Consider the following 22238-nt stretch of genomic DNA (forward strand, 5'->3'; position numbering starts at 1 on the left):
GGGCTTTTTCTATAGGTGCGACTTTAATCGTCAGGCGTTTTTACAAATGTCTAATGACCAATAACTAATCTTCCAGTTCCCATTGATCCTTGCTCATTTCTTCATCCAGAATTTTTTTCGGACGCAGCACTAAGATAACTTGTCCTAAAAGAGGGAAACTGGGAGCATCTGGGAACCACTGAAATTGCAATTCTCCTGACTCTTCAAATAAAAAGTAGCTATCAGCATCCCATTCCTGTTTAGCTCGATCTATCAGCAGCAGGATTGGTTCAGAAGTGCTGCTTAATTGATTGGGTAAATAGCTACTATTGCAGAGAATTACTACTGGCTCTTGGGCTTTCAAAACGACTTGCCAACCGGGTAGAGAAACCCAAGATCCATTCCAAGATATCTCCACTAGCTCGAATGGCTTAATTGGTTCCACTAGCGGGACATTTTGCAAGTCAGCGGATTTTAGGGGGAGGACACCCGCTACTGGGATTATGCGGGGTTGTTGCTCGTCTTCGTCCTGCCGATACACCGGTAAAATAGGGGCTTTACGCTTGGAAGTGCCTACAACTTCAGTAAGCAGCTGTTCTATCTGTTGTCGGGCGCTTTGGCTGTGGGCGAACATTAAGCCACGAGCAATAAAACGCGATCGCTCTGCCAAATCCGTTTGTTGTTTTGCCCGTCTCCAATATTGGTAGGCTACCGCATCTCCCGGATGGTTAGAAAATCCCTGGGGTAACGTCCGCATCCGAGAAAGCTCTTTCACGTCTTTTGCGACTTCACGGGCAACATCGGCATCCAGATTTCTGGATAATATAAATTCTGCCGTCGCAACTCGTTCTAGCTGGGTAAGAATACGCAATTCATACAAAATATCGCTACCTTTGCGAAAATAATGCGATCGCGCTTCCAGGGACGCTTCACCATTCACCAATGACGTATAAACTTGAGAGCCGACAATAACTTGATTCTGCTGTATAGGCTCAAAACCAGTTGCCTCAAAAATCGCCTGGGGAGTGTAACCTGCTTTTTGCAATGTGGCACAGGCTTGTCCCCACTCAACCCAGCTGCCTTCTTTGCGCCGAAGACTAAGCAGTAAATCTTCGATATTCTCTTTCGCTTGCTCTGGTTGAGGGTTACGATCGGGAGTGTCTGAGGAAGATGTTTCAGTCATAATTACCGCAAGGAGCTTTCACAAGCTATCAAGTTACAAGCGACGTTCTTCAATGTATCGCGTTCGGGTCACTAATTTAGAAATTGAGAATTTTAAATTGAGAATTGGGAATCCCCAGTCCCCAGTCCCCAGCCCCCAGTCCCAGTGTCCCTTCGATTAGCCAAAAACCGTAAATTCCTGGTTACATTCTTCGTTACAAAAATGTTACTAATAATTAGCCTCTAGTAAAAAATGATTTGTACGTCCGAATCTGCACCAAGAAGTTGACCAAGAGTTTATTGTATCTTTATGGACAATGCTATTACGGATCTTGATACTATCAGCCGTCAGTTAATGAGTCTAGAGCGACCAAAAAAGCCTAAGATGTTGGTGGTAGACGATGAGCCAGATAATCTCGATCTGCTCTACCGCACTTTCCGCCGAGATTTCAACGTTCTGAGAGCCGAAAGCGGTATTCACGCCCTGGAAGTTTTGTCAGCAGAAGGGGAAGTTGCCGTAATTATCTCTGACCAACGGATGCCAGAAATGAAGGGAACCGAATTTTTGAGCAGAACAGTTCCCAAGTTCCCAGATACGGTGCGAATCATCCTCACGGGTTTTACAGACGTTGAGGATTTGGTAGAAGCGATTAACTCTGGACAAGTTTACAAGTACATCACGAAGCCTTGGGACCCCAATGAACTCAAAGCCGTGGTGCAAAGGGCAGCAGATACTTACGATTTGTTGAAGCAACGCACAGAGGAACTGCATCGCGCTCAGGCGCAAACAGCACTTCTAGCAACCATTGTGCAGGTAGCACAGGAATCCCCCAGCTTAGAAGCGACGCTAGAGCCAATTGCTGATGCTTTTGGTAAAAGCTTTTGGGCAGATGGCTGCATTTTGCAGCTGGTGGAGGGTGAGGCGCTGACTGCGGCTCAAGGAATTTACAGTTCCGCTCTTGACACAGAAAACTGGCTCTCTTTAGACCCCAGAGTAGAGGAGGCGATCGCATCCCGACAAGTTCAGGCTTGGGTGAATGCTCCGGGAAATACCGTTCCAGCGGGTATTGACCAATACCAAGCTTCAGGTCTTCAGGCGCATCTAGTTATCCCTATCGTCTATCGGGGTGAAGTGCTGGCGGTACTATCACTTCAGTGGAAACGTCCCTGCAAATTGCGAGAAGATGAGCTGAAACTAATTCACTTATCGGCGCAGCAAGTTGGTCTAGTCCTCACCAGTACCCGATACCATAAGTAGTCATTGGTCATTAGTCATTGGCTAATGGCTAATGGCTTTTAAACAATTAGCAATTAGCAACAGACTAATGACTACTGACCAAAAGCAAATTCAAGCCATATTTGACCGCATCGCCCCAGTTTACGACCAGCTTAACGATCGCTTGAGTTTAGGGCAGCATCGCGTCTGGAAGCTGATGACGGTGAAGTGGATTGATTTAAGTATCGGTGATGTTTGCTTGGATGTATGCTGTGGCAGTGGCGATCTAGCCCAGCTGGTGGCGCAGCGCGTCGGAGAAACTGGGCAAGTTTTTGGGGTAGATTTTTCATCAGAGCAGTTAGCGATCGCTCGCCAACGCTCCCAAAATCAACACCCGCCTCTACCCATCACCTGGATCGAAGCAGACGCACTAAATCTCCCCTTTCCCGACAGCCACTTCGACTGCGCCACAATGGGCTACGGACTCCGCAACGTCACTAATATTCCCCGGTGTCTCCAAGAGCTGCACCGCGTCCTCAAGCCTGGTGCCAAAGCCGCTATGTTAGACTTCCATCGCCCCAGCAGTCCCCTACTGCGAAGCTTTCAGCAGTGGTATCTGGATAACATCGTCGTCCCAAATGCCAAAGAACTAGGATTGACCGAAGAATACGCCTACATTAGTCCCAGCCTAGATAAATTTCCCATAGGCAGCGAACAAGTTCATTTAGCCCGTCAAGCTGGATTTGACAAAGCTACTCACTATCAAATTGCTAGTGGGATGATGGGCGTTTTAGTCGTAGCCAAAGCCTAATATGGGAATTAGGGGGAGTGGAGAGTTAAGAGTTAAGCGTTATAAATTAGCGCGATATGCAGCTTTTTCTGAGCAGCCGCTTGTAAAGAGGGTTAGAGGGATCGAAACGCTAGACATAAGCGACAATATCCTGCCTAGCCGCCTTTTAAAAGAGGTGAGACAAAGACTGAAAGTTGCACTCGGCGTGAATTAGAGTTAATAAAACTCCTCGCCTACTCACTCCCCTACCCCTAAGCCCTGTCTAACTGGATCGTTACCTTGAATTGGTCTAACTTCTGGCTTTACGTCAGCCCCCCCATAGTTGGTGCAATTATTGGCTATTTCACCAACGATATTGCTATTAAAATGTTATTCCGCCCCTATCGAACTCTTTACATAGGAGGGCGGCGCGTACCTTTCACTCCCGGCTTGATTCCCCGAAATCAAGAGCGCCTAGCTAATCGGGTTTCTGCCACAATTATGGGGTCGCTGCTGACACCACAAGAACTGCAAAACCTGGCGCGGCGGCTGTTGCATACAGAGCGCGTCCAATCGGCAATTCTCTGGTTGCTCAAACTGGCACTAGAGCAAATTAAACCCGATAAATCGCAGAAAACCAGCAAAGTTCTAGCTGGAATTCTTCGAGATTTGCTCGGTCAGTCCTTACCCCGCATTATCAAAGTTTTAGCTCGTCGCGAAGATTTTCTGGAAGCTCAATTAAACCAAATTTTTGACCAGATTTTACTGGATTTTCAGCTTAGTGAAGACCAAGCTAAAAAGCTTTCTGATTGGATATTGCAGGTGGTACTACCACCAGATGTTTTGCGGCAAACTATAGTAGATTTCTTGACAGATCGCAATATTCAAATTATTGATGAAGGCTTTCGAGAAAAGGCCAGTGGAACTTACTGGGTAGTGGCGAATTTGTTTGGTCTTCGCAATACACTAACCCGCTTGCGGACGTTTTGCCTGGATGAAAAAGAGGCGAGTAATGCACGTCTTGCGGAGTTAATAGTTTCTTTAGCGATTCGACAACGCTTGCAAGAATGGCTGCAAAATCTCTCTTTACAAAATTTGCCAGTTTCAACAGTGCGACAGCTGCGTAAAACTCTACGCGATGGTGTGCGCCAATATGTTCAAGAGCGTGGCACTGAATTAATGCAGGGATTGAGTCAATCTTTAGACTGGGAAAATATTGCCTCGTTGCTGCTTAATCGGTTGCGAACTTCTGCGGCTATAACTAATTCTTTGGGAGTGGTCAGCAAAGAATTGGCTTTGGTTTTAGAGCGTTATTTGGAGCGAGATTTAGAAGATATTGTCGCTCAAGTAATTCCCATTTTGAATATCGATCAGGTAATTATTGACCGAGTGAAGGCGACATCTGCGGCAGAACTGGAAACATCAATTCAAGGAATTGTGAAAAATGAGTTGCAAGCTATTGTCAATTTAGGCGGCATTTTGGGGTTTGTGGTGGGGTTGTTCCAGACGGTTGTGCTGCTGCTGCGTTAGCGTGTGCATTTCAATCCCATTGCATTTTGGTTCGTGGGTACAAGGGGATTTATCAACCCAGATTAGAAACCCGTTAAATACTACCTTAAACAAGTTAATGATTCTTTCGCCAACGCTTGCGTCATCTGAGGAAATCTTTGGGAGTAGGAATCCAAGTGTTCACAAGCGATCGCATCTGGGAAGATAAGGAGAAGTGTCGCATTCACAAAGGTCATCACTTGCTATGCGTTTGAAGCGAATCTTTGGCTTTTTGGTGTTGTGTGTGGGTGTTAGCAGCGTCTTCATCTGGAGAGAGGGTCAATTGGCACCCGTCTCGCAAGCTGAACCTGCACCACTGTCTGAGGAGGTTCTAGCACAGAAAGATGTGCCTTATGTGCCAACGCCTAAAGAGGTGGTAACAAAAATGTTGCAACTGGCGAGTGTTACCAAAGATGATGTCGTCTACGATCTCGGTTCTGGCGATGGAAGACTGGTTATCGAAGCGGCGAAACTCGGCGCGAAGGGTGTTGGTGTAGAGCTTAACACACGGCTAGTTGTGGAGAGTAGGGAAAATGCTATATCGGCGGGTGTAAGAGATCGCGTCAGGTTTATTGAGCAAGATTTGTTCAAAACTGACCTCACCCCAGCAACAGTAATCACACTTTACCTGTTGCCTAAAGTTAATTTACAGCTGCGACCTACTCTACTTCAACTCAAACCGGGGACGCGCCTTGTCTCCCACCAGTTCGATATGAGGGAATGGAAACCGGATCAAACTGAACTGGTGCAGGTAGGTTCGCGTCCGCACCTGGTTTACTACTGGGTGGTTCCAGCACAGGTATCGGGAACTTGGGAATGGAATATGCAAACTGCTTCTGGTGAAGAACGTTACAAGCTGCAATTAAGCCAAGAGTTCCAGCGCGTCAAGGGAACCCTAAGTATAGGCGATCGCGTAATCAAGTTGACTGATGCCAAGTTAACAGGCGACCGTCTCAGCTTCAAGACCGTCGAGTCGGTGAATGGAACTGAGGTAACGATGCAGTTTGATGGGAAAATTCAGGAGGATGCGATCGCTGGTAGTGTCGATTTGGGTGGCAATGAAGCACAGCGCCGCGATTGGGTAGCCAAGCGTCAATCATAGAGGCGATTTTTAGTTCAATGCGTCAACCTGTAGGTGTTGAAATTCACCAAAGCTAAAAAATCGCTGAATCCTTCTGTGTGTAAGGATTTAACTGATGCAATCTAATTTTACGGTTGACGCATCTGCTGTATTGCTGTCGTACCAAGCTTTTCACACGTTTTCACTAAATGAGACTCTTGCCTAATCCGCGCCAGGATGATAAGATTCCACAGGTTGACGCAATTGCACCTCGAAAACTACATACAGTAAGCCTTTCAGATATCAGCAGCCGGAAAACTCCTAAATCCCTATCAGGGATTGAAACATTAGATATAAAAAATTATGACGGCGGAAATGGCGCCGGAAAACTCCTAAATCCCTATCAGGGATTGAAACCAGGGCAAAATCAGCGTCGCTACCTGGGAGAAACGCCGGAAAACTCCTAAATCCCTATCAGGGATTGAAACGCGAAGCTTGAGAAGCGCGAGGCGATCGCAACCCTGCCGGAAAACTCCTAAATCCCTATCAGGGATTGAAACAAGGATTCAGGGTGTGCAGACAGATGCTGAGAGTGGCGCCGGAAAACTCCTAAATCCCTATCAGGGATTGAAACAACGACGTCAACCCAACCCAACTCAACCTCGGTAATAGCCGGAAAACTCCTAAATCCCTATCAGGGATTGAAACTTATTAGCTAATTCTGCACGCAAATACGCGCTCAGCCGGAAAACTCCTAAATCCCTATCAGGGATTGAAACTTCCCGTTCCCAGGCTTCAATAGAAGCATCGGGCCGGAAAACTCCTAAATCCCTATCAGGGATTGAAACCAAATGTGCTGTGTCCCAATCGACATCAGCCCACCGTAAGCCGGAAAACTCCTAAATCCCTATCAGGGATTGAAACGCAGCACTAAATATTCTGCCGCCAGTTTTACTCGCCGGAAAACTCCTAAATCCCTATCAGGGATTGAAACCCGGTGCTGTCGTCGGTGTTGGTGTCCGGAACTCAAGCCGGAAAACTCCTAAATCCCTATCAGGGATTGAAACGGTAATCTGCTCCTCAAAAACCTGAGCGCCCGCAGTTTCTAGCCGGAAAACTCCTAAATCCCTATCAGGGATTGAAACGTGCGCTTACCAGACGGATTATTACAAAGTAAGGGCCGGAAAACTCCTAAATCCCTATCAGGGATTGAAACCTGGAACCCCGGTGAGACAATGCGAAAAATCCCTAGCCGGAAAACTCCTAAATCCCTATCAGGGATTGAAACAAATAGATTTCCCTTCCAACACAAAAAGGCTCTTGCCGGAAAACTCCTAAATCCCTATCAGGGATTGAAACAGTTAATCGGCGCACCTCTAATCGCTGCCGAGAGTGCCGGAAAACTCCTAAATCCCTATCAGGGATTGAAACGGTCAACAGGTGGTACGCGAAAGCGCATCCGTTGAGCCGGAAAACTCCTAAATCCCTATCAGGGATTGAAACAAGGACAATTCACCGTCCACCACTCGCAACCAGCCGGAAAACTCCTAAATCCCTATCAGGGATTGAAACATGCAATGTTGCCAAGTTCCATCAATTCGCCATTGCCGAAAAGCCGGAAAACTCCTAAATCCCTATCAGGGATTGAAACATGCAATGTTTGCCACCAAATTAAGATATTCAGAAGGCCGGAAAACTCCTAAATCCCTATCAGGGATTGAAACGGCGGGAGGCCCGCTGGCTCGAACCCATCAACAAGCCGGAAAACTCCTAAATCCCTATCAGGGATTGAAACCAGGGATTGTGAAAGTTCCGGTGCTGATGTCAACAGCCGGAAAACTCCTAAATCCCTATCAGGGATTGAAACCTAGGGTTGCGGCGGACTCAGTGACGCGAGGGGAGGGGGCCGGAAAACTCCTAAATCCCTATCAGGGATTGAAACTTGTTGCGGGCGGTGCCGTTGACTCCGTAAACCGCCGGAAAACTCCTAAATCCCTATCAGGGATTGAAACTAACCTTGCCTTGCCCAAAACAACCAATCTGTCGCGCCGGAAAACTCCTAAATCCCTATCAGGGATTGAAACGATGAAAAAAGGGAAGAGATTGAGTCTGACGTTAAGCCGGAAAACTCCTAAATCCCTATCAGGGATTGAAACCTACAACCTTCTTCTTAAGCGATCGCACCAGATGGCCGGAAAACTCCTAAATCCCTATCAGGGATTGAAACGCGAACTACCTGACCGAAGAAGATAACTGCCACAGGCCGGAAAACTCCTAAATCCCTATCAGGGATTGAAACATTACCAACGCTCCCATCTACATGAATTCGAGCCGGAAAACTCCTAAATCCCTATCAGGGATTGAAACAAATTGCTTGTACCGTCCCATCAACTCATCCACGGCCGGAAAACTCCTAAATCCCTATCAGGGATTGAAACCGCATGATGTACCGCCACGAAGAGTTCAAGGAAACGCCGGAAAACTCCTAAATCCCTATCAGGGATTGAAACGTACACAGCAGTAACTTCAAGAGCTTTTATCCATCCCGCCGGAAAACTCCTAAATCCCTATCAGGGATTGAAACAAAAACTTCGCCGCCGAAATTGAACGAGTGCAGCCGGAAAACTCCTAAATCCCTATCAGGGATTGAAACGAAACCCACCTGACCAACACTGGGGCGATGAGTCAGCCGGAAAACTCCTAAATCCCTATCAGGGATTGAAACACCAGCCCAGCCCAGTCTCAATTGCCACCACGAGCCGGAAAACTCCTAAATCCCTATCAGGGATTGAAACTACTATAATTATGAGGAATCTCCTGACAACAGAGCCGGAAAACTCCTAAATCCCTATCAGGGATTGAAACCTTAGGGAATATTTAAGAGAATCTGATCCTGAAGAGCCGGAAAACTCCTAAATCCCTATCAGGGATTGAAACATTCTTACTTGGGACAGACGTTCACTAAATCCCGCCGGAAAACTCCTAAATCCCTATCAGGGATTGAAACTCCAAGCCAAGCATCAAGCTTTTGTGATGCGGCTGCCGGAAAACTCCTAAATCCCTATCAGGGATTGAAACACGTAGATATTTTCTTAGTTCAACAACTCCTGGTGGTACAGCGCCGGAAAACTCCTAAATCCCTATCAGGGATTGAAACACGTAGATGTTCCTGAATATCATTTAATACCTACAGCCGGAAAACTCCTAAATCCCTATCAGGGATTGAAACTACTAAGACGTACTCAAAATTAAAAACAGATTTAGCCGGAAAACTCCTAAATCCCTATCAGGGATTGAAACTCGGATATTTCCGAGGCTCTTGTTATGGACGCGAGCCGGAAAACTCCTAAATCCCTATCAGGGATTGAAACCCAATTTTTCGGCAATACATAGGTGTATTGGTGTGCCGGAAAACTCCTAAATCCCTATCAGGGATTGAAACCGTGTATAGATATGACATTAAAATCGACTCTGAGCCGGAAAACTCCTAAATCCCTATCAGGGATTGAAACAAAGCTGACAGAACTAAGACTCAAGAGGAAAAAGGCCGGAAAACTCCTAAATCCCTATCAGGGATTGAAACATAAAGTGCTTTACTATAGATACATGAGCGAAAGCCGGAAAACTCCTAAATCCCTATCAGGGATTGAAACATCATTAGCCCCTGAGATGAACAAAGGACTGCCAGCCGCCGGAAAACTCCTAAATCCCTATCAGGGATTGAAACAACGTCAATGATACGATCACCAGATATCTTGAGCCGGAAAACTCCTAAATCCCTATCAGGGATTGAAACTACCATCCACACCTATGGTGATCTCTACATTCTTGCCGGAAAACTCCTAAATCCCTATCAGGGATTGAAACAACATGAAAAAGCATAGATTCTGCATAACTATTTCAGCCGGAAAACTCCTAAATCCCTATCAGGGATTGAAACGCAATATGTGAGTGTTAGTGGGCATACACATATGCCGGAAAACTCCTAAATCCCTATCAGGGATTGAAACTTAAGGGATCTTACATACAGAAATACATTCGTGCCGGAAAACTCCTAAATCCCTATCAGGGATTGAAACCATCTTTTAGGCGACGGATACCTTTGACACCGAGCCGGAAAACTCCTAAATCCCTATCAGGGATTGAAACGCTTGTTGTTGCAGCTGATCCGCACACCTTCAGCGCCGGAAAACTCCTAAATCCCTATCAGGGATTGAAACGTTGGCAGCCATCAGAGTAGCCAGCAGAGACAAGGTGCCGGAAAACTCCTAAATCCCTATCAGGGATTGAAACAAAGACCAGGAACGTGACGCAATTGGCATCGGGCCGGAAAACTCCTAAATCCCTATCAGGGATTGAAACGATAATAATGATTATGCTGCAATGGCTTACGCGGCCGGAAAACTCCTAAATCCCTATCAGGGATTGAAACAGGAGGATTTGCAACCAAGAAAGAAGCCGAAACCGCCGGAAAACTCCTAAATCCCTATCAGGGATTGAAACAGCCTCGCTTTAAGTTATATGCAGATTAGATTTGCCGGAAAACTCCTAAATCCCTATCAGGGATTGAAACTTTGAAGAAAGAAGGGAGGGGGGGGAAGAGGAAGAGCCGGAAAACTCCTAAATCCCTATCAGGGATTGAAACGAGCAAAAGCCAGGTAGAAATGGTGGAACTTGGCTGCGCCGGAAAACTCCTAAATCCCTATCAGGGATTGAAACGCACATTCAGAGCGATAGTAGAGAGGCTTGATACCGCCGGAAAACTCCTAAATCCCTATCAGGGATTGAAACTTACAACACTTACACCTAGATACTCTGGATCAAGCCGGAAAACTCCTAAATCCCTATCAGGGATTGAAACTGCCCTCTAAGCATCTGGCAGACATTATAGGATAGCCGGAAAACTCCTAAATCCCTATCAGGGATTGAAACTAGAGGTGATCTGATCTTCTTCATACATGGGAAGGCCGGAAAACTCCTAAATCCCTATCAGGGATTGAAACGCTTACATACTCGGATGTAAGGTACTCAATACAGCCGGAAAACTCCTAAATCCCTATCAGGGATTGAAACAGATGCTTAGAAGGTGGCTGGTATCCCGAAACTAAGCCGGAAAACTCCTAAATCCCTATCAGGGATTGAAACTTCGGGAAACTGTTTGAAGTGGTACGCCCTTTAGCCGGAAAACTCCTAAATCCCTATCAGGGATTGAAACAGACGCTTACCTAATCGAATTTTGGGTACGCCTTGGCCGGAAAACTCCTAAATCCCTATCAGGGATTGAAACAGGGTGAGCAGAAATATATGCCCACTCTTCCTCTGGCCGGAAAACTCCTAAATCCCTATCAGGGATTGAAACCGCAAAGCCAAGCTAGAGGCGGCGATGCGGGATTTAACGCCGGAAAACTCCTAAATCCCTATCAGGGATTGAAACGAGCTTGGTGGACTCTAATAGCTTGACAAACTTAGCCGGAAAACTCCTAAATCCCTATCAGGGATTGAAACAATCAGGAAGATTGGGAGAGCTTCAAAGAAAAAACTGAGCCGGAAAACTCCTAAATCCCTATCAGGGATTGAAACCCCATCAATCCGGTCTACAATTCCCGCGATCGGCCGGAAAACTCCTAAATCCCTATCAGGGATTGAAACAGCTAGAAGACTAAGAGGTAAGCTTACTATCTCGCCGGAAAACTCCTAAATCCCTATCAGGGATTGAAACTTGTGGGCAGAGTACAGAAGGGAGAAAACACTAGCCGGAAAACTCCTAAATCCCTATCAGGGATTGAAACCCAGGTTCATGTCTGAGTGAAGGTCAAGGGGAGTGCCGGAAAACTCCTAAATCCCTATCAGGGATTGAAACTGAACATAATCATTTATGCCATCAAAGAAAGTCACAAGCCGGAAAACTCCTAAATCCCTATCAGGGATTGAAACGTAATCACTCGCTAGTTGATAGCTGTGAGGCTTGCGCCGGAAAACTCCTAAATCCCTATCAGGGATTGAAACATAGAACTGTGTCGCTCGACGAAGACTATTGCAAGCCGGAAAACTCCTAAATCCCTATCAGGGATTGAAACTCGGAGTTCTTCGAGGCGATCGCGTATTTGCTCCAAGGCCGGAAAACTCCTAAATCCCTATCAGGGATTGAAACATCAAAGACCCTACGGCGGATCTCAAAAAGTAATGCCGGAAAACTCCTAAATCCCTATCAGGGATTGAAACACAACCATAACGCCGCATTCTTGAACCGTACAAGCCGGAAAACTCCTAAATCCCTATCAGGGATTGAAACTGAGTAAAAGAAAGCCCAGTATTTTCATAATTAGCCGGAAAACTCCTAAATCCCTATCAGGGATTGAAACAGACGCGCCCATTATTGCAAGCGGTAACTTCACTTGCCGGAAAACTCCTAAATCCCTATCAGGGATTGAAACAAAGGCAAGGATTGGACATCTCTTAAGTTTTGCTGCCGGAAAACTCCTAAATCCCTATCAGGGATTGAAACAAGTCTGAGTATGCCCCCTATTTTGGATACGTCCGCCGGAAAACTCCTAAATCCCTATCAGGGATTGAAACTCCTCCGATGCTGCGGCTTCCTGCCGCATCGCGTTGCCGGAAAACTCCTAAATCCCTATCAGGGATTGAAACGAGTACAAGCTTTCGCACACCTCCATCAACTCTGCCGGAAAACTCCTAAATCCCTATCAGGGATTGAAACGCTGGTGAACAACACGGCGATCGCTCATGCACGAGCCGGAAAACTCCTAAATCCCTATCAGGGATTGAAACCGTACCCACTTTAAATCTGAGTGTGCGCTGGGTTGGCCGGAAAACTCCTAAATCCCTATCAGGGATTGAAACATATTTAACCAGTCTTTAACAGACGCGGTAATGGGACGGAAAACTCTTAAATCCCTGTCAAGTTGGGTGTCCTAACGATCGCTCACGTCAATTATCCGGGTCTTGATAAAATTCTTGTAGCGCTTGTTGTTGAGTGCGACGGGAAGGACGACGATATTTTTTAGTGTTCAGCCTGGGTTCGTATTGGTTTTGCCCTTTGCCTTTGGTTTTCTCCTTCATCGCGGCATCGGGATCGGATTGTTGGTGGAGATGTTCGCTGCGAGCGATCGCATCTTCCAAAAAACCTAGATAATGCTCGTAACGCTCCCAATCTCCCCTAACTGCACAATTTGGCTCATCGCGATGCAGACAGTCGCTAAATTGACATCTTCCCACTTCTAGCCGCTTCTGCGCTTCGGGAAAATACTCGACTAACTCCTCAGGCACACAGTCCAAGTCTGGCTGATTGAAGCCTGGAGTATCGGCCAGCAGTCCACCAGTCGGCAGTTCAAACAGTTCTACGTGTCGCGTCGTGTGACGACCCCGGCTGAGTTTCCCAGAAACTTCCGCCACTCTTAAATTGACATCTTCAATAAAATAGTTTACAATACTAGACTTTCCAACTCCAGAAAGTCCAGCAAAGACGGTAATTTTGTCATTGAGCTGGGCTTGCAGTTCGTCCATCCCCATGCGAGTATGGACGCTGATAAAGATGGGTTGGTAGCCCCATCCGTGCAAGCGATCGCGCCACTGCTGGACTTGCTCCTCTGAGACTAAATCGCTTTTATTGAGACAAAGACAGACATCCAAATCAGTAGATTCTGCCTTCACCAGAAATTTACTAAGTTGGTAGGGATCTAGCGGTGGATCTGCCAAAGCAAAGACCAGCAGAATTTGATTAGCATTGGCAATTGGGGGACGATCCAGTTCCGTTTGGCGGGGCAAAACTTGCGATATTGCGCCTCGTCCGCCAGCCCAATCTGGTTCCTCAACGATTACGCGATCGCCCACCATTACCTTCTGACCAATTTTTTTCAGACGCGATCGCCTAGTACACAGCAATTCCTGAATCGCGTCCCGACTCTCCTCCAACCTCACCTGATAGAAATTTGCCTGCACAGCCAGCACAGTACCCAACACAGTGCTGAGTGCTGAGTTTTGAGTGCTGAGTGGTTCTTCTAACTCAGAACTCATAACTCATAACTCATAACTCATGAGGACGACGCACCTTCAGCGCAAAAAAGCCAGCACGGTCTTCAACTTGCTCTACCGTGTAGCCTGCCATTGCTAAACTATCAGGAACTTGCTCTATCGGTTCCCCTGGATCTAGCCACACTTCTAACAAGGCTCCCGGTGCCATTTTTTCCAAACGTAGTTTAGTGCGGACAAAATTAATCGGGCAAGGTGTCCCACGCAAATCCATCTCTTCGTCTGGCAGACCTAGCGAAGCTGTTGGATTGTTCATCCCTTGAAGAATCCTCCCAAGAATCCTTCTATCCCTCCTTTGCCAGTGCGATCGCCTTTTATTTTAGCTAATTTCTCCAGCAGTTCCCTTTCCTCAGCCGTAATCCGAGTCGGAATATCAATTCCCACAGTAATCAGTTGATCGCCCCGACTCACCGGGTTTCCTAACTTAGGCACACCGTGGTTTTCCAGCGTCTGCACCGTATTCGGCTGAGTTCCAGACGGAATCGTCAATTCTACTGGCCCATCAACTGTATTAACTTCCAGACGACAACCTAAAATCGCCTGCAAGTAGCTAATCTTAATTTCTGACAGGACGTTAATCCCATCGCGCTGAAACTCTGCGTCTTCCTCGACAAACAAATAAACGTACAAATCTCCCGGAGGGCCACCGCGCAAACCAGCGTCTCCTTCTTTAGAAACCCGCAAGCGAGTTCCATTATCTACCCCAGGAGGGATAGTAATTTTCAGCTTCTTAGTTTCCTGTTTTCTGCCGTTGCCACCACATCCTTCACACTTTTCCTCAATCACCTGCCCCTCGCCGTTACAGCTGGGACACACAGAAACTTGAGTAAAGCTACCGAAAGGTGTCCTGGTAGCGCGGCGCACTTGACCGGAACCTGTGCACGTTGGACAAGTTTTGGCTCGCGTTCCCGGTTTAGCACCAACACCATTGCAGACATTACAGGTTTCCAAATGGGGAATCCGAATTTCTTTTTCCCCCCCAAATACAGCTTCCCGGAATTCCAATTTCAGATCCAACCGCAAGTCGTCACCGCGAACTGGGCCGCTGCGTTTCCTGGTCGCTGTCTGACCCATCCCGCCAGCAAAACCGCTGAAGAAGCTTTCAAAGATATCGGCAAAGTTGCCCATATCGCCTAAATCTGGGCCTGCACCGACACCAGAAGCTACTCCTGCCTCACCAAAGCGATCGTAGCGGGCGCGTGTCTCTGGTTCCGAAAGGACTTCGTAGGCTCGGTTAATTTCTTTAAAGCGTTCTTCCGCCCCTGGCTCTTTATTTACGTCTGGGTGATACTTTCGAGCCAGACGGCGGTAGGCACGCTTAATTTCTTCTTTATCTGTGTCACGGGAAACCCCGAGAATTTCATAGTAGTCGCGGGCCATAGAACGCTGCTTGGTTGGGGATAGGGGTTGATGAAAGTTAGGAGTTAGGAATTAGGAGTTAGGAGTTATTAATTCCTAGCCCTTAACTCCTAACTCTTTTAGTCAACTGCCTCGTAGTCGGCAGTTACAGTATTGTCATCATCAAAATTGATGAAATCGTCTTCTTCGTTTATTGTGCCGTCAGGCGTGTTTTGGAATGAGGGTATACCACCTTCTACACTCTCGTAATCCTCCACTGACTCGCGTCCGTTGTTAGCTTTTTGGTAAACAGCAGCCCCAATAGCAAACAGCGCCTGTTGAAACTCTTCAATTTGCTGTTTTATTTCCTCAACACTAATCGAGGGATTCGCCAGTGCGGTTCGTGCCTGTATACCCTTTTGATTCACCTGCGTCTTCAAATCCTCGCTAATGAGATCCCCGTTGTCATTTAACGTTGATTCATAGCTGTAGAACAGGCTATCAAGCTGGTTTTTCAACTCAACCACTTGCACCCGACGACGGTCGTCTTCGGCGAAGGTTTCAGCTTCTAGCCGCATCCGTTCAACTTCGGTGGCACTCAAGCCGCCTGTATTGGTAATTCGGATACTCTGCTCTCGCCCAGTACCTTTGTCTTGAGCTAATACTTTGAGAATCCCGTCAACGCCGATTTCAAAGGACACTTCAATTTGGGGTACGCCTCTGGGGGCAGGGGGAATTCCTGCTAGGAGGAATTTCCCCAAACTTTTGTTGTCACGAGCCATTGCCCGTTCGCCCTGCAAGACGTGAATTTCCACGCTTGTTTGTCCGTCTGTGGCGGTGGAAAAGACTTGGGATTTTGTGGTGGGAATTGTGGTATTGCGTTCAATAATTTTTGTGAACACTTCTCCCAAAGTTTCGATACCCAAGCTCAGGGGGGCAACGTCTAATAGCAGCAGATCCTCAACTTCGCCGCTTAACACGCCGCCTTGAATTGCTGCTCCCAGTGCTACTGCTTCGTCGGGGTTGACTGAGCGATCGGGTGTTTTGCCACCAAAAAACTTCTTGATAGCATCCTGAACGGCTGGAATCCGGGTGGAACCTCCCACCAGGATAATGCGGTCAATTTCATTTGGCGTTAAACCACTGTCCTTGATTGCTTGACTAACTGGCTCAATTGTGCCTTCTACCAGATAATTTACCAGTTCTTCAAACTGGGCGCGGCTTAGTTCCGTCTCCAAATGTTTTGGCCCGGTGTCATCGGCGGTGATGAAGGGCAAATTTATGGAGGTGCTGCCCATGTTGGAAAGCTCAATTTTGGCTTTTTCAGCGGCTTCTCGCAGCCGCTGGAGAGCCATTTTATCGGTTGCTAGGTCAATTTTCTCTTGCTTTTTGAAGTTTTCTATCATCCAGAGGACGATGCAGTTGTCAAAGTCATCTCCGCCTAGATGGTTGTTACCGCTTGTGGCTTTGACTTCAAAAACGCCATCACCGAGTTGCAAAACGGAAACGTCGAAGGTACCGCCGCCTAAGTCAAATACCAGGATGCGCTGTTCTTGATCTTGTTTATCCAGTCCGTAGGCAAGTGCAGCTGCTGTGGGTTCGTTGATGATCCGTAGAACTTCCAGACCGGCAATGGTTCCAGCATCTTTTGTGGCTTGCCGCTGGGCATCTGTAAAGTAGGCAGGTACGGTGATTACTGCCTGATCTACTTGTTCGCCCAGAAAGTTTTCGGCATCCTGCTTGAGTTTTTGCAGGATCATCGCGGAGATTTCCTGAGGGGTGTAGTTGCGTCCCCGAATCTGAACATCAACGGTATCGTCCCGACCTTTAATGCAGGTGTAGGGTACGCGCGATCGCTCTATTTCGGTGTCATCCCAGCGGCGACCGATAAAGCGTTTGATGCTGTAAACTGTGTTTTCCGCATTGGTTACAGCTTGCCGCTTTGCCAGTTGTCCTACTAAGCGATCGCCCCCTTTCCCAAATCCCACCATACTAGGGGTCGTTCTTCCACCTTCTGTGTTAGAGATGACGATCGGTTGACCCCCCTCTAAAACAGCCACGCAACTATTGGTCGTGCCGAGGTCGATGCCAATGACTTTTCCCATAGCTAGCTGTAGTGAAGGTGTGCAAGAAGATTTGTTGAGTAACCGTTAAATTGTTTACCTTGGACGATTCTGACTTCGCCCAAGATTTCCATCAACTTGATTGTAATTACTAATGCCAATAAGCGTCGATCCAGTGCGTCAAAGTCCATTAACTTTCCTGCTCTGACCGATTGCCTTCCTCTGAGGGTACCACGGGGTCACGAGCCGCAGCAACTTTAACTAGGGCGTGGCGCAAGACGCGATCGCCTATAAAATATCCCCGAACCAGCTGTTCGATCACGGCTCCTTCTGGATATTCATCAGTTGGTTCGCGCATCACCGCTTCGTGGAGATTCGGATCAAACTCTTGTCCTTCCGGACGCATTGGAGATACTCCAATCCGCTTGAGTCCGTCTGCCAGCTGTTTGTATACCCCTTGGTAGCTTTTGTGAATGCTCCATTCTCCGTCTGTTTGGGGTTTGATTTGCGATCGCGCCCTTTCAAAATTATCCACCACTGGCAGTAATTCTGTTATCATGGCGCGTTTTACTTGCACCTCCGAGTCTTCTTTTTCTTTGAGGTTCCGCTTGCGGAAATTTTCAAAATCTGCCGCAATCCTCATATACTGCGTTTTGAAAGACTCGCACTGCTGGGTGCGCTCTTCCAGTTGCGCTCTGGTTGCCTCTAGTTGCCGCTTCAATGCCTCACTAGCAGATGAATCGCCTTCTTGTGCGTTTTGATCGGCTTCCGCTTCCCTTGATGTTGCAGAGGCTTCTGGTACTGCATCAGATACTTGGTCGCCTTCTACTTGCACGTCTAAATCCAGTTCTCCACTCATGTTTCCTGTTTCAGATAATGGTTCATTCCCCATTCCCTCTACCACCATTGGGTCATCAACCCGAAGTGAAGTGTTATCTTGCTGATTTTCTTCCTCGTTCATTCGGCTCTCATCCCAAGTTTTGAGACTGCTCACACTTGCTTGTTTGTTAGTCCTGTCTTGACTATCGCCCGTACCATCTTATGATAAGGAATCTGGGTCAGTGGCCAGCAGCCGGAGTAGATCGGAATAGTTGGTAAAGGGGTGCGACAGGAACCTCCTTTTTCTAGAATAGTGTTCCAGGGCATCATCCCAACACTTTTGGACACTGCGATCGCTTTACTTGTCTAAAACTAACAAGTTATACAACCGATATCAGGGCGCTTTTATTGGCATTGAGCCAACCTACTCCCTCCGCTGGCATTTGGGCGTAATACGCTAGTATAAACTGGACTTGTGTAACATTAGTGTAACGAATCCGCTTATGCCCATTAACTAAGCGCGGCTACTAGATACGAGAATCTAGACATTCCACTATGGTTTTATTGCAAAATAATATATTAAAACAATCTTGCTCGTAATACTGGGCTTTTGGCTATCATCGAGAATGTTGCATCCCTAGACAAATAAAAGCGTTTGTGCTGACACCAATATTTAAGCCATCCCGGAATCAAAATCGTCCGGCTTGTCCTACATCTTAAACGTACAGCGCCCTTCTACAGGTATTACGCTTACTGCTCTAAAAAGCACCATCTGCTTTGAAAGCGGTACTTTTCCCATAAAAGCACCGTAACCGCTCAAAATGGATGAAGGTATGGTCTTTAATACTGCTGCCTGGAACAACCCCAACTTGGTTGCCCAACAACAAAGTAGTTTTAACTGAAAAATTGCAATTTTGCTGATCGTTTTGGGAACAATCTGTAATATAAGGTATGATCGCGCCTCTATGACTCAATCTTCACCACGAAATCGCGCCCTTGCTGTCCGCAACGAATTTTCGCCCTTCGGCATGAAGGTGATTCAGCAGGGCTTAGTTGATGCCGACCAGATGCGACAGGCTATGGTCGAAAGCCGGAAGTCTGGTAGACCCCTAACAGAAGTCCTAGAATCGCTTACAGGGCGGGCTTTGCCCCCAGATTTACTGCGCCAATACAAGAAACAACAGCTGTTTGAGCTAAAAATACTTTACGGTGTGGAATCGCTAGATCCGGAAATCAGCCAGATTCCGACTGGGCAGCTGCGCGCTTTGATTGAAACCCTGATTCCAATTGATATTTGTAGCCGCTATCAACTGGTGCCGTTATCTAAAAACGACTCCGAGCCGCCCTCTGTGCTAGTGGCAATGGTCGATCCCGATAATCTAGCCGCTCAAGACGACCTTAACCGCATCTTGCGACCTCAAGGAATTGGGTTGCAGCGAATGGTGATTACGCGGGAAGACTATTTGCATCTGATTAACCAATATCGAGATGAAAAAGTAAAAAACGAGGAAGCAGCTCGACTTCAAAAGCAGACTGATGTCTCAGACGTTATTGAGAGTTTTGGCGTTTTAGAAGATGCACCTGATGAAGATGACGGTGACATCAGTAAGGAGCAGGCAGAAGATAAACCGATCATTAACTTGGTCAATAAAATCCTCCTCAAGGCTCTGCAAGAAAAGGTTTCAGACATTCACGTTGAACCCCAAGAAGAATACTTACGCATTCGCTTTCGTAAAGATGGGGTGTTGCAGCAAGCCTTCGATCACTTGCCCAAACAAATCATCCCAGCTGTCACTGCCCGCTTCAAAATTATTGCTGAGCTAGACATTGCCGAGCGCCGGATGCCCCAAGATGGTCGTATCCGGCGAGTGTTTGAGGGACGCAAAGTTGACTTTCGGGTGAATACTTTACCTAGTCGCTACGGCGAAAAGGTAGTATTGCGGATTTTGGATAACTCTGCTACTCAGTTGGGTTTGGATAAATTAATTTCCGATCAAGAATCCCTAGATATTGTCAGAGAGATGGCAAGCCGTCCCTTTGGCTTAATTTTGGTGACAGGGCCAACTGGGTCTGGTAAGTCTACCACCTTGTACTCAGTTTTGGCAGAACGGAACGATCCGGGAATTAATATCAGTACGGCAGAAGACCCGATTGAGTATGCCTTGCCGGGGATTACCCAGGTGCAGGTGATTCGAGAAAAGGGAATGGACTTTTCTTCGATTTTGCGGGCGTTCATGCGACAAGACCCGGATGTGATTCTGGTGGGCGAGACGCGGGACAAAGAAACGGCAAAAACGGCAATTGAAGCAGCACTCACCGGACACTTGGTACTGACAACGCTACACACCAATGATGCAGCAGGTGCGATCGCTCGCTTAGACGAAATGGGCATCGAGCCATTCATGGTATCCGGTTCCTTGATTGGAGTCTTAGCACAACGTCTGATGAGGCGCGTTTGTAGCGATTGTCGCGATTCCTATACCCCAAGCAAAGCTGAACTGGAGCGATTTGGTCTATCGGCTTCTAACCTTGAAGATATTACCTTCTACAAAGCCAACACCTTAGCACCCGATGAAGCTAAGGAAGCCAAAGCCCAAGGTAACTTGTGCCAAAAATGTAATGGTATCGGCTACAAAGGTCGCGTAGGTGTCTATGAAGTCATGCGCGTGACCGAGGAGCTGCAAACCTTAATCAGCCAAGGTGCGCCCACAGAGCGCATCAAAGAACTGGCTGTGGAACAGGGAATGAAGACCTTGTTGGCATACAGCTTACAGCTGGTACGCGAAGGCCATACCACTCTCGAAGAAGTAGAACGGGTAACGTTTACTGATGCCGGTCTGGAGGCAGAACTTAAAGCCAAGCGCAAGAGCGGTCTTGAGTGTAAAACTTGCACTGCTGAGTTAAAACCAGAGTGGTTAGATTGTCCTTACTGTATGACACCTCGCTTTGCAGACTAAACGCACTAAACAAACTAGCAATTAGCAATTAGCAACGAACAAACAAAGGAGACAGCCTAATGGAATTAATGATTGAAGACTTGATGGAGCAACTCATCGAAATGGGTGGCTCAGATATGCACCTCCAAGCAGGAGCGCCAGTATACTTCCGCATCAGTGGGAAATTGACCCCTATCGGTACCGAGCCGCTTCCCCCCCAAGAGTGCCAGAAACTGATTTTTAGTATGCTGAACAACACGCAGCGTAAAGATTTGGAACAAAACTGGGAACTGGATTGCTCCTATGGGGTAAAAGGTTTAGCTCGCTTCCGAGTCAATGTTTACAAAGAACGAGGTTACTATGCAGCGTGTCTGAGAGCTTTGTCTTCTAAAATTCCTAACTTTGATCAACTGGGTTTGCCAGATGTTGTACGGGAATTGACTCACAGACCGAGGGGATTGGTATTGGTGACAGGACAGACGGGTTCTGGGAAAACCACCACTCTCGCTGCGATGATCGACTTGATCAACCGGACGCGGGCGGAACACATCTTAACAGTGGAAGACCCGATTGAATATGTTTTCCCGAACATCAAGAGCTTGTTTCACCAGCGTCAAAAAGGCGAAGATACCAAGAGCTTTGCTAATGCCTTGAAAGCGGCGCTCCGGGAAGACCCAGATATTATTCTGGTGGGGGAAATGCGGGACTTGGAGACGATTGCTCTAGCGGTTTCAGCGGCTGAAACTGGTCACTTGGTATTCGGTACGTTGCACACCAGCTCAGCAGCTGGAACCATCGACCGGATACTGGACGTGTTCCCTCCAGAGCAACAGCCGCAAATCCGCGCTCAGTTGTCTGGTTCATTGTTGGCAGTCTTCAGCCAATGTTTGGTGCCTAAACATAACCCGAAAGCCGGTGAATATGGTCGGGTGATGGCTCAGGAAATCATGCTTGTGACACCTGCGATCGCTAACTTGATTCGAGAAGGCAAAACCGCTCAAATTTACTCAGCGATCCAGACCGGAGCAAAATTGGGGATGCAGACGATGGAACAGGCTCTAGCTAACTACGTTAAAGCCGGTTCCATCTCCTTTGAAGCGGCGATGGGCAAATCGTCTAAACCTGACGAACTACAGCGGATCATCGGTGCAGCTCCAGCCGGAGCCAAAGCAGGCGCTCGATAATTAAAGGATGAAGGCTGAGGAATGAAGGCTAAAAAAAGAACGGAAGAACAAAAAAGAATCAACTCTTAATCAGATTCTTCCATATAGCTTTATGTTTCCCAATTCTGACCTTCATC

Annotated in this window: 12 protein-coding genes, 1 pseudogene and 1 CRISPR repeat array; of the genes and pseudogenes, 6 read left to right on the top strand and 7 right to left on the bottom strand. The window is 47.2% G+C overall.

Annotated elements, in window-relative coordinates; all coding sequences use genetic code 11:
* Positions 1 to 64 precede the first annotated feature (64 nt).
* On the bottom strand, positions 65 to 1162 hold the full coding sequence (locus tag H6F74_RS16275) for a RuBisCO accumulation factor 1 (RefSeq protein WP_190442906.1): 1098 nt from the start codon (positions 1160 to 1162) through the stop codon (positions 65 to 67).
* Between the two features lie 288 nt (positions 1163 to 1450).
* Between H6F74_RS16275 and H6F74_RS16280 the strand changes: the two genes are divergently transcribed.
* The 4 genes and pseudogenes from H6F74_RS16280 to H6F74_RS16295 form a co-directional block, all read left to right on the top strand.
* Positions 1451 to 2398 carry a response regulator gene (locus H6F74_RS16280; RefSeq protein WP_190442908.1) on the top strand — a complete coding sequence of 316 codons (948 nt, stop codon included), beginning with the start codon at positions 1451 to 1453 and terminating at the stop codon, positions 2396 to 2398.
* A gap of 67 nt (positions 2399 to 2465) precedes the next feature.
* Complete coding sequence (ubiE, locus tag H6F74_RS16285) at positions 2466 to 3167, top strand: bifunctional demethylmenaquinone methyltransferase/2-methoxy-6-polyprenyl-1,4-benzoquinol methylase UbiE (RefSeq protein ID WP_190442909.1); 702 nt, start codon at positions 2466 to 2468, stop codon at positions 3165 to 3167.
* A 258-nt stretch (positions 3168 to 3425) separates the two neighbouring features.
* Positions 3426 to 4655 carry a DUF445 family protein gene (locus H6F74_RS16290; protein ID WP_190442911.1) on the top strand — a complete coding sequence of 410 codons (1230 nt, stop codon included), beginning with the start codon at positions 3426 to 3428 and terminating at the stop codon, positions 4653 to 4655.
* Positions 4656 to 4878: 223 nt separating this feature from the next.
* Positions 4879 to 5475, top strand: a pseudogene (locus H6F74_RS16295) (class I SAM-dependent methyltransferase); the annotation flags it as partial.
* 567 nt (positions 5476 to 6042) lie between these two features.
* Positions 6043 to 12665: a CRISPR direct-repeat array (repeat unit 37 nt; unit sequence GCCGGAAAACTCCTAAATCCCTATCAGGGATTGAAAC).
* Between the two features lie 16 nt (positions 12666 to 12681).
* On the opposite strand, the gene rsgA reads toward H6F74_RS16295, so the two are convergent.
* From rsgA to grpE, 6 genes are all read right to left on the bottom strand, one after another.
* A complete protein-coding gene (gene rsgA / locus H6F74_RS16300) occupies positions 12682 to 13767 on the bottom strand; it encodes a small ribosomal subunit biogenesis GTPase RsgA (protein ID WP_190442914.1) in 1086 nt (361 codons plus the stop codon).
* A gap of 10 nt (positions 13768 to 13777) precedes the next feature.
* Entirely contained in the window at positions 13778 to 14038 is a 261-nt protein-coding gene (locus tag H6F74_RS16305) for a sulfurtransferase TusA family protein (protein WP_190421604.1), read from the bottom strand.
* Positions 14035 to 15162 carry a molecular chaperone DnaJ gene (gene dnaJ / locus H6F74_RS16310; RefSeq protein ID WP_190442916.1) on the bottom strand — a complete coding sequence of 376 codons (1128 nt, stop codon included), beginning with the start codon at positions 15160 to 15162 and terminating at the stop codon, positions 14035 to 14037. Before dnaJ ends, H6F74_RS16305 begins: the two co-directional genes overlap by 4 nt.
* A 98-nt stretch (positions 15163 to 15260) precedes the next feature.
* Positions 15261 to 17225, bottom strand: coding sequence for a molecular chaperone DnaK (dnaK, locus tag H6F74_RS16315; RefSeq protein WP_190442923.1), 1965 nt, complete (start codon positions 17223 to 17225; stop codon positions 15261 to 15263).
* Positions 17226 to 17227: 2 nt separating this feature from the next.
* Positions 17228 to 17374, bottom strand: a complete 147-nt coding sequence (locus H6F74_RS16320; protein WP_190421610.1) for a hypothetical protein — start codon at positions 17372 to 17374, stop codon at positions 17228 to 17230.
* A complete protein-coding gene (gene grpE, locus H6F74_RS16325; RefSeq protein WP_190442968.1) occupies positions 17374 to 18144 on the bottom strand; it encodes a nucleotide exchange factor GrpE in 771 nt (256 codons plus the stop codon). Before grpE ends, H6F74_RS16320 begins: the two co-directional genes overlap by 1 nt.
* Positions 18145 to 18967: 823 nt before the next feature.
* Between grpE and H6F74_RS16330 the strand changes: the two genes are divergently transcribed.
* Together H6F74_RS16330 and H6F74_RS16335 are read left to right on the top strand one after the other, a co-directional pair.
* Positions 18968 to 20959 (top strand): GspE/PulE family protein, encoded by a 1992-nt coding sequence (locus H6F74_RS16330; RefSeq protein ID WP_190442926.1) that lies wholly within the window; start codon positions 18968 to 18970, stop codon positions 20957 to 20959.
* A 59-nt stretch (positions 20960 to 21018) separates the two neighbouring features.
* Positions 21019 to 22122, top strand: coding sequence for a type IV pilus twitching motility protein PilT (locus H6F74_RS16335; RefSeq protein ID WP_190442929.1), 1104 nt, complete (start codon positions 21019 to 21021; stop codon positions 22120 to 22122).
* Positions 22123 to 22238: the final 116 nt, after the last annotated feature.

The organism is Trichocoleus sp. FACHB-90 (assembly GCF_014695505.1).
In the GTDB taxonomy this organism is placed as follows: domain Bacteria; phylum Cyanobacteriota; class Cyanobacteriia; order Cyanobacteriales; family FACHB-T130; genus Funiculus; species Funiculus sociatus.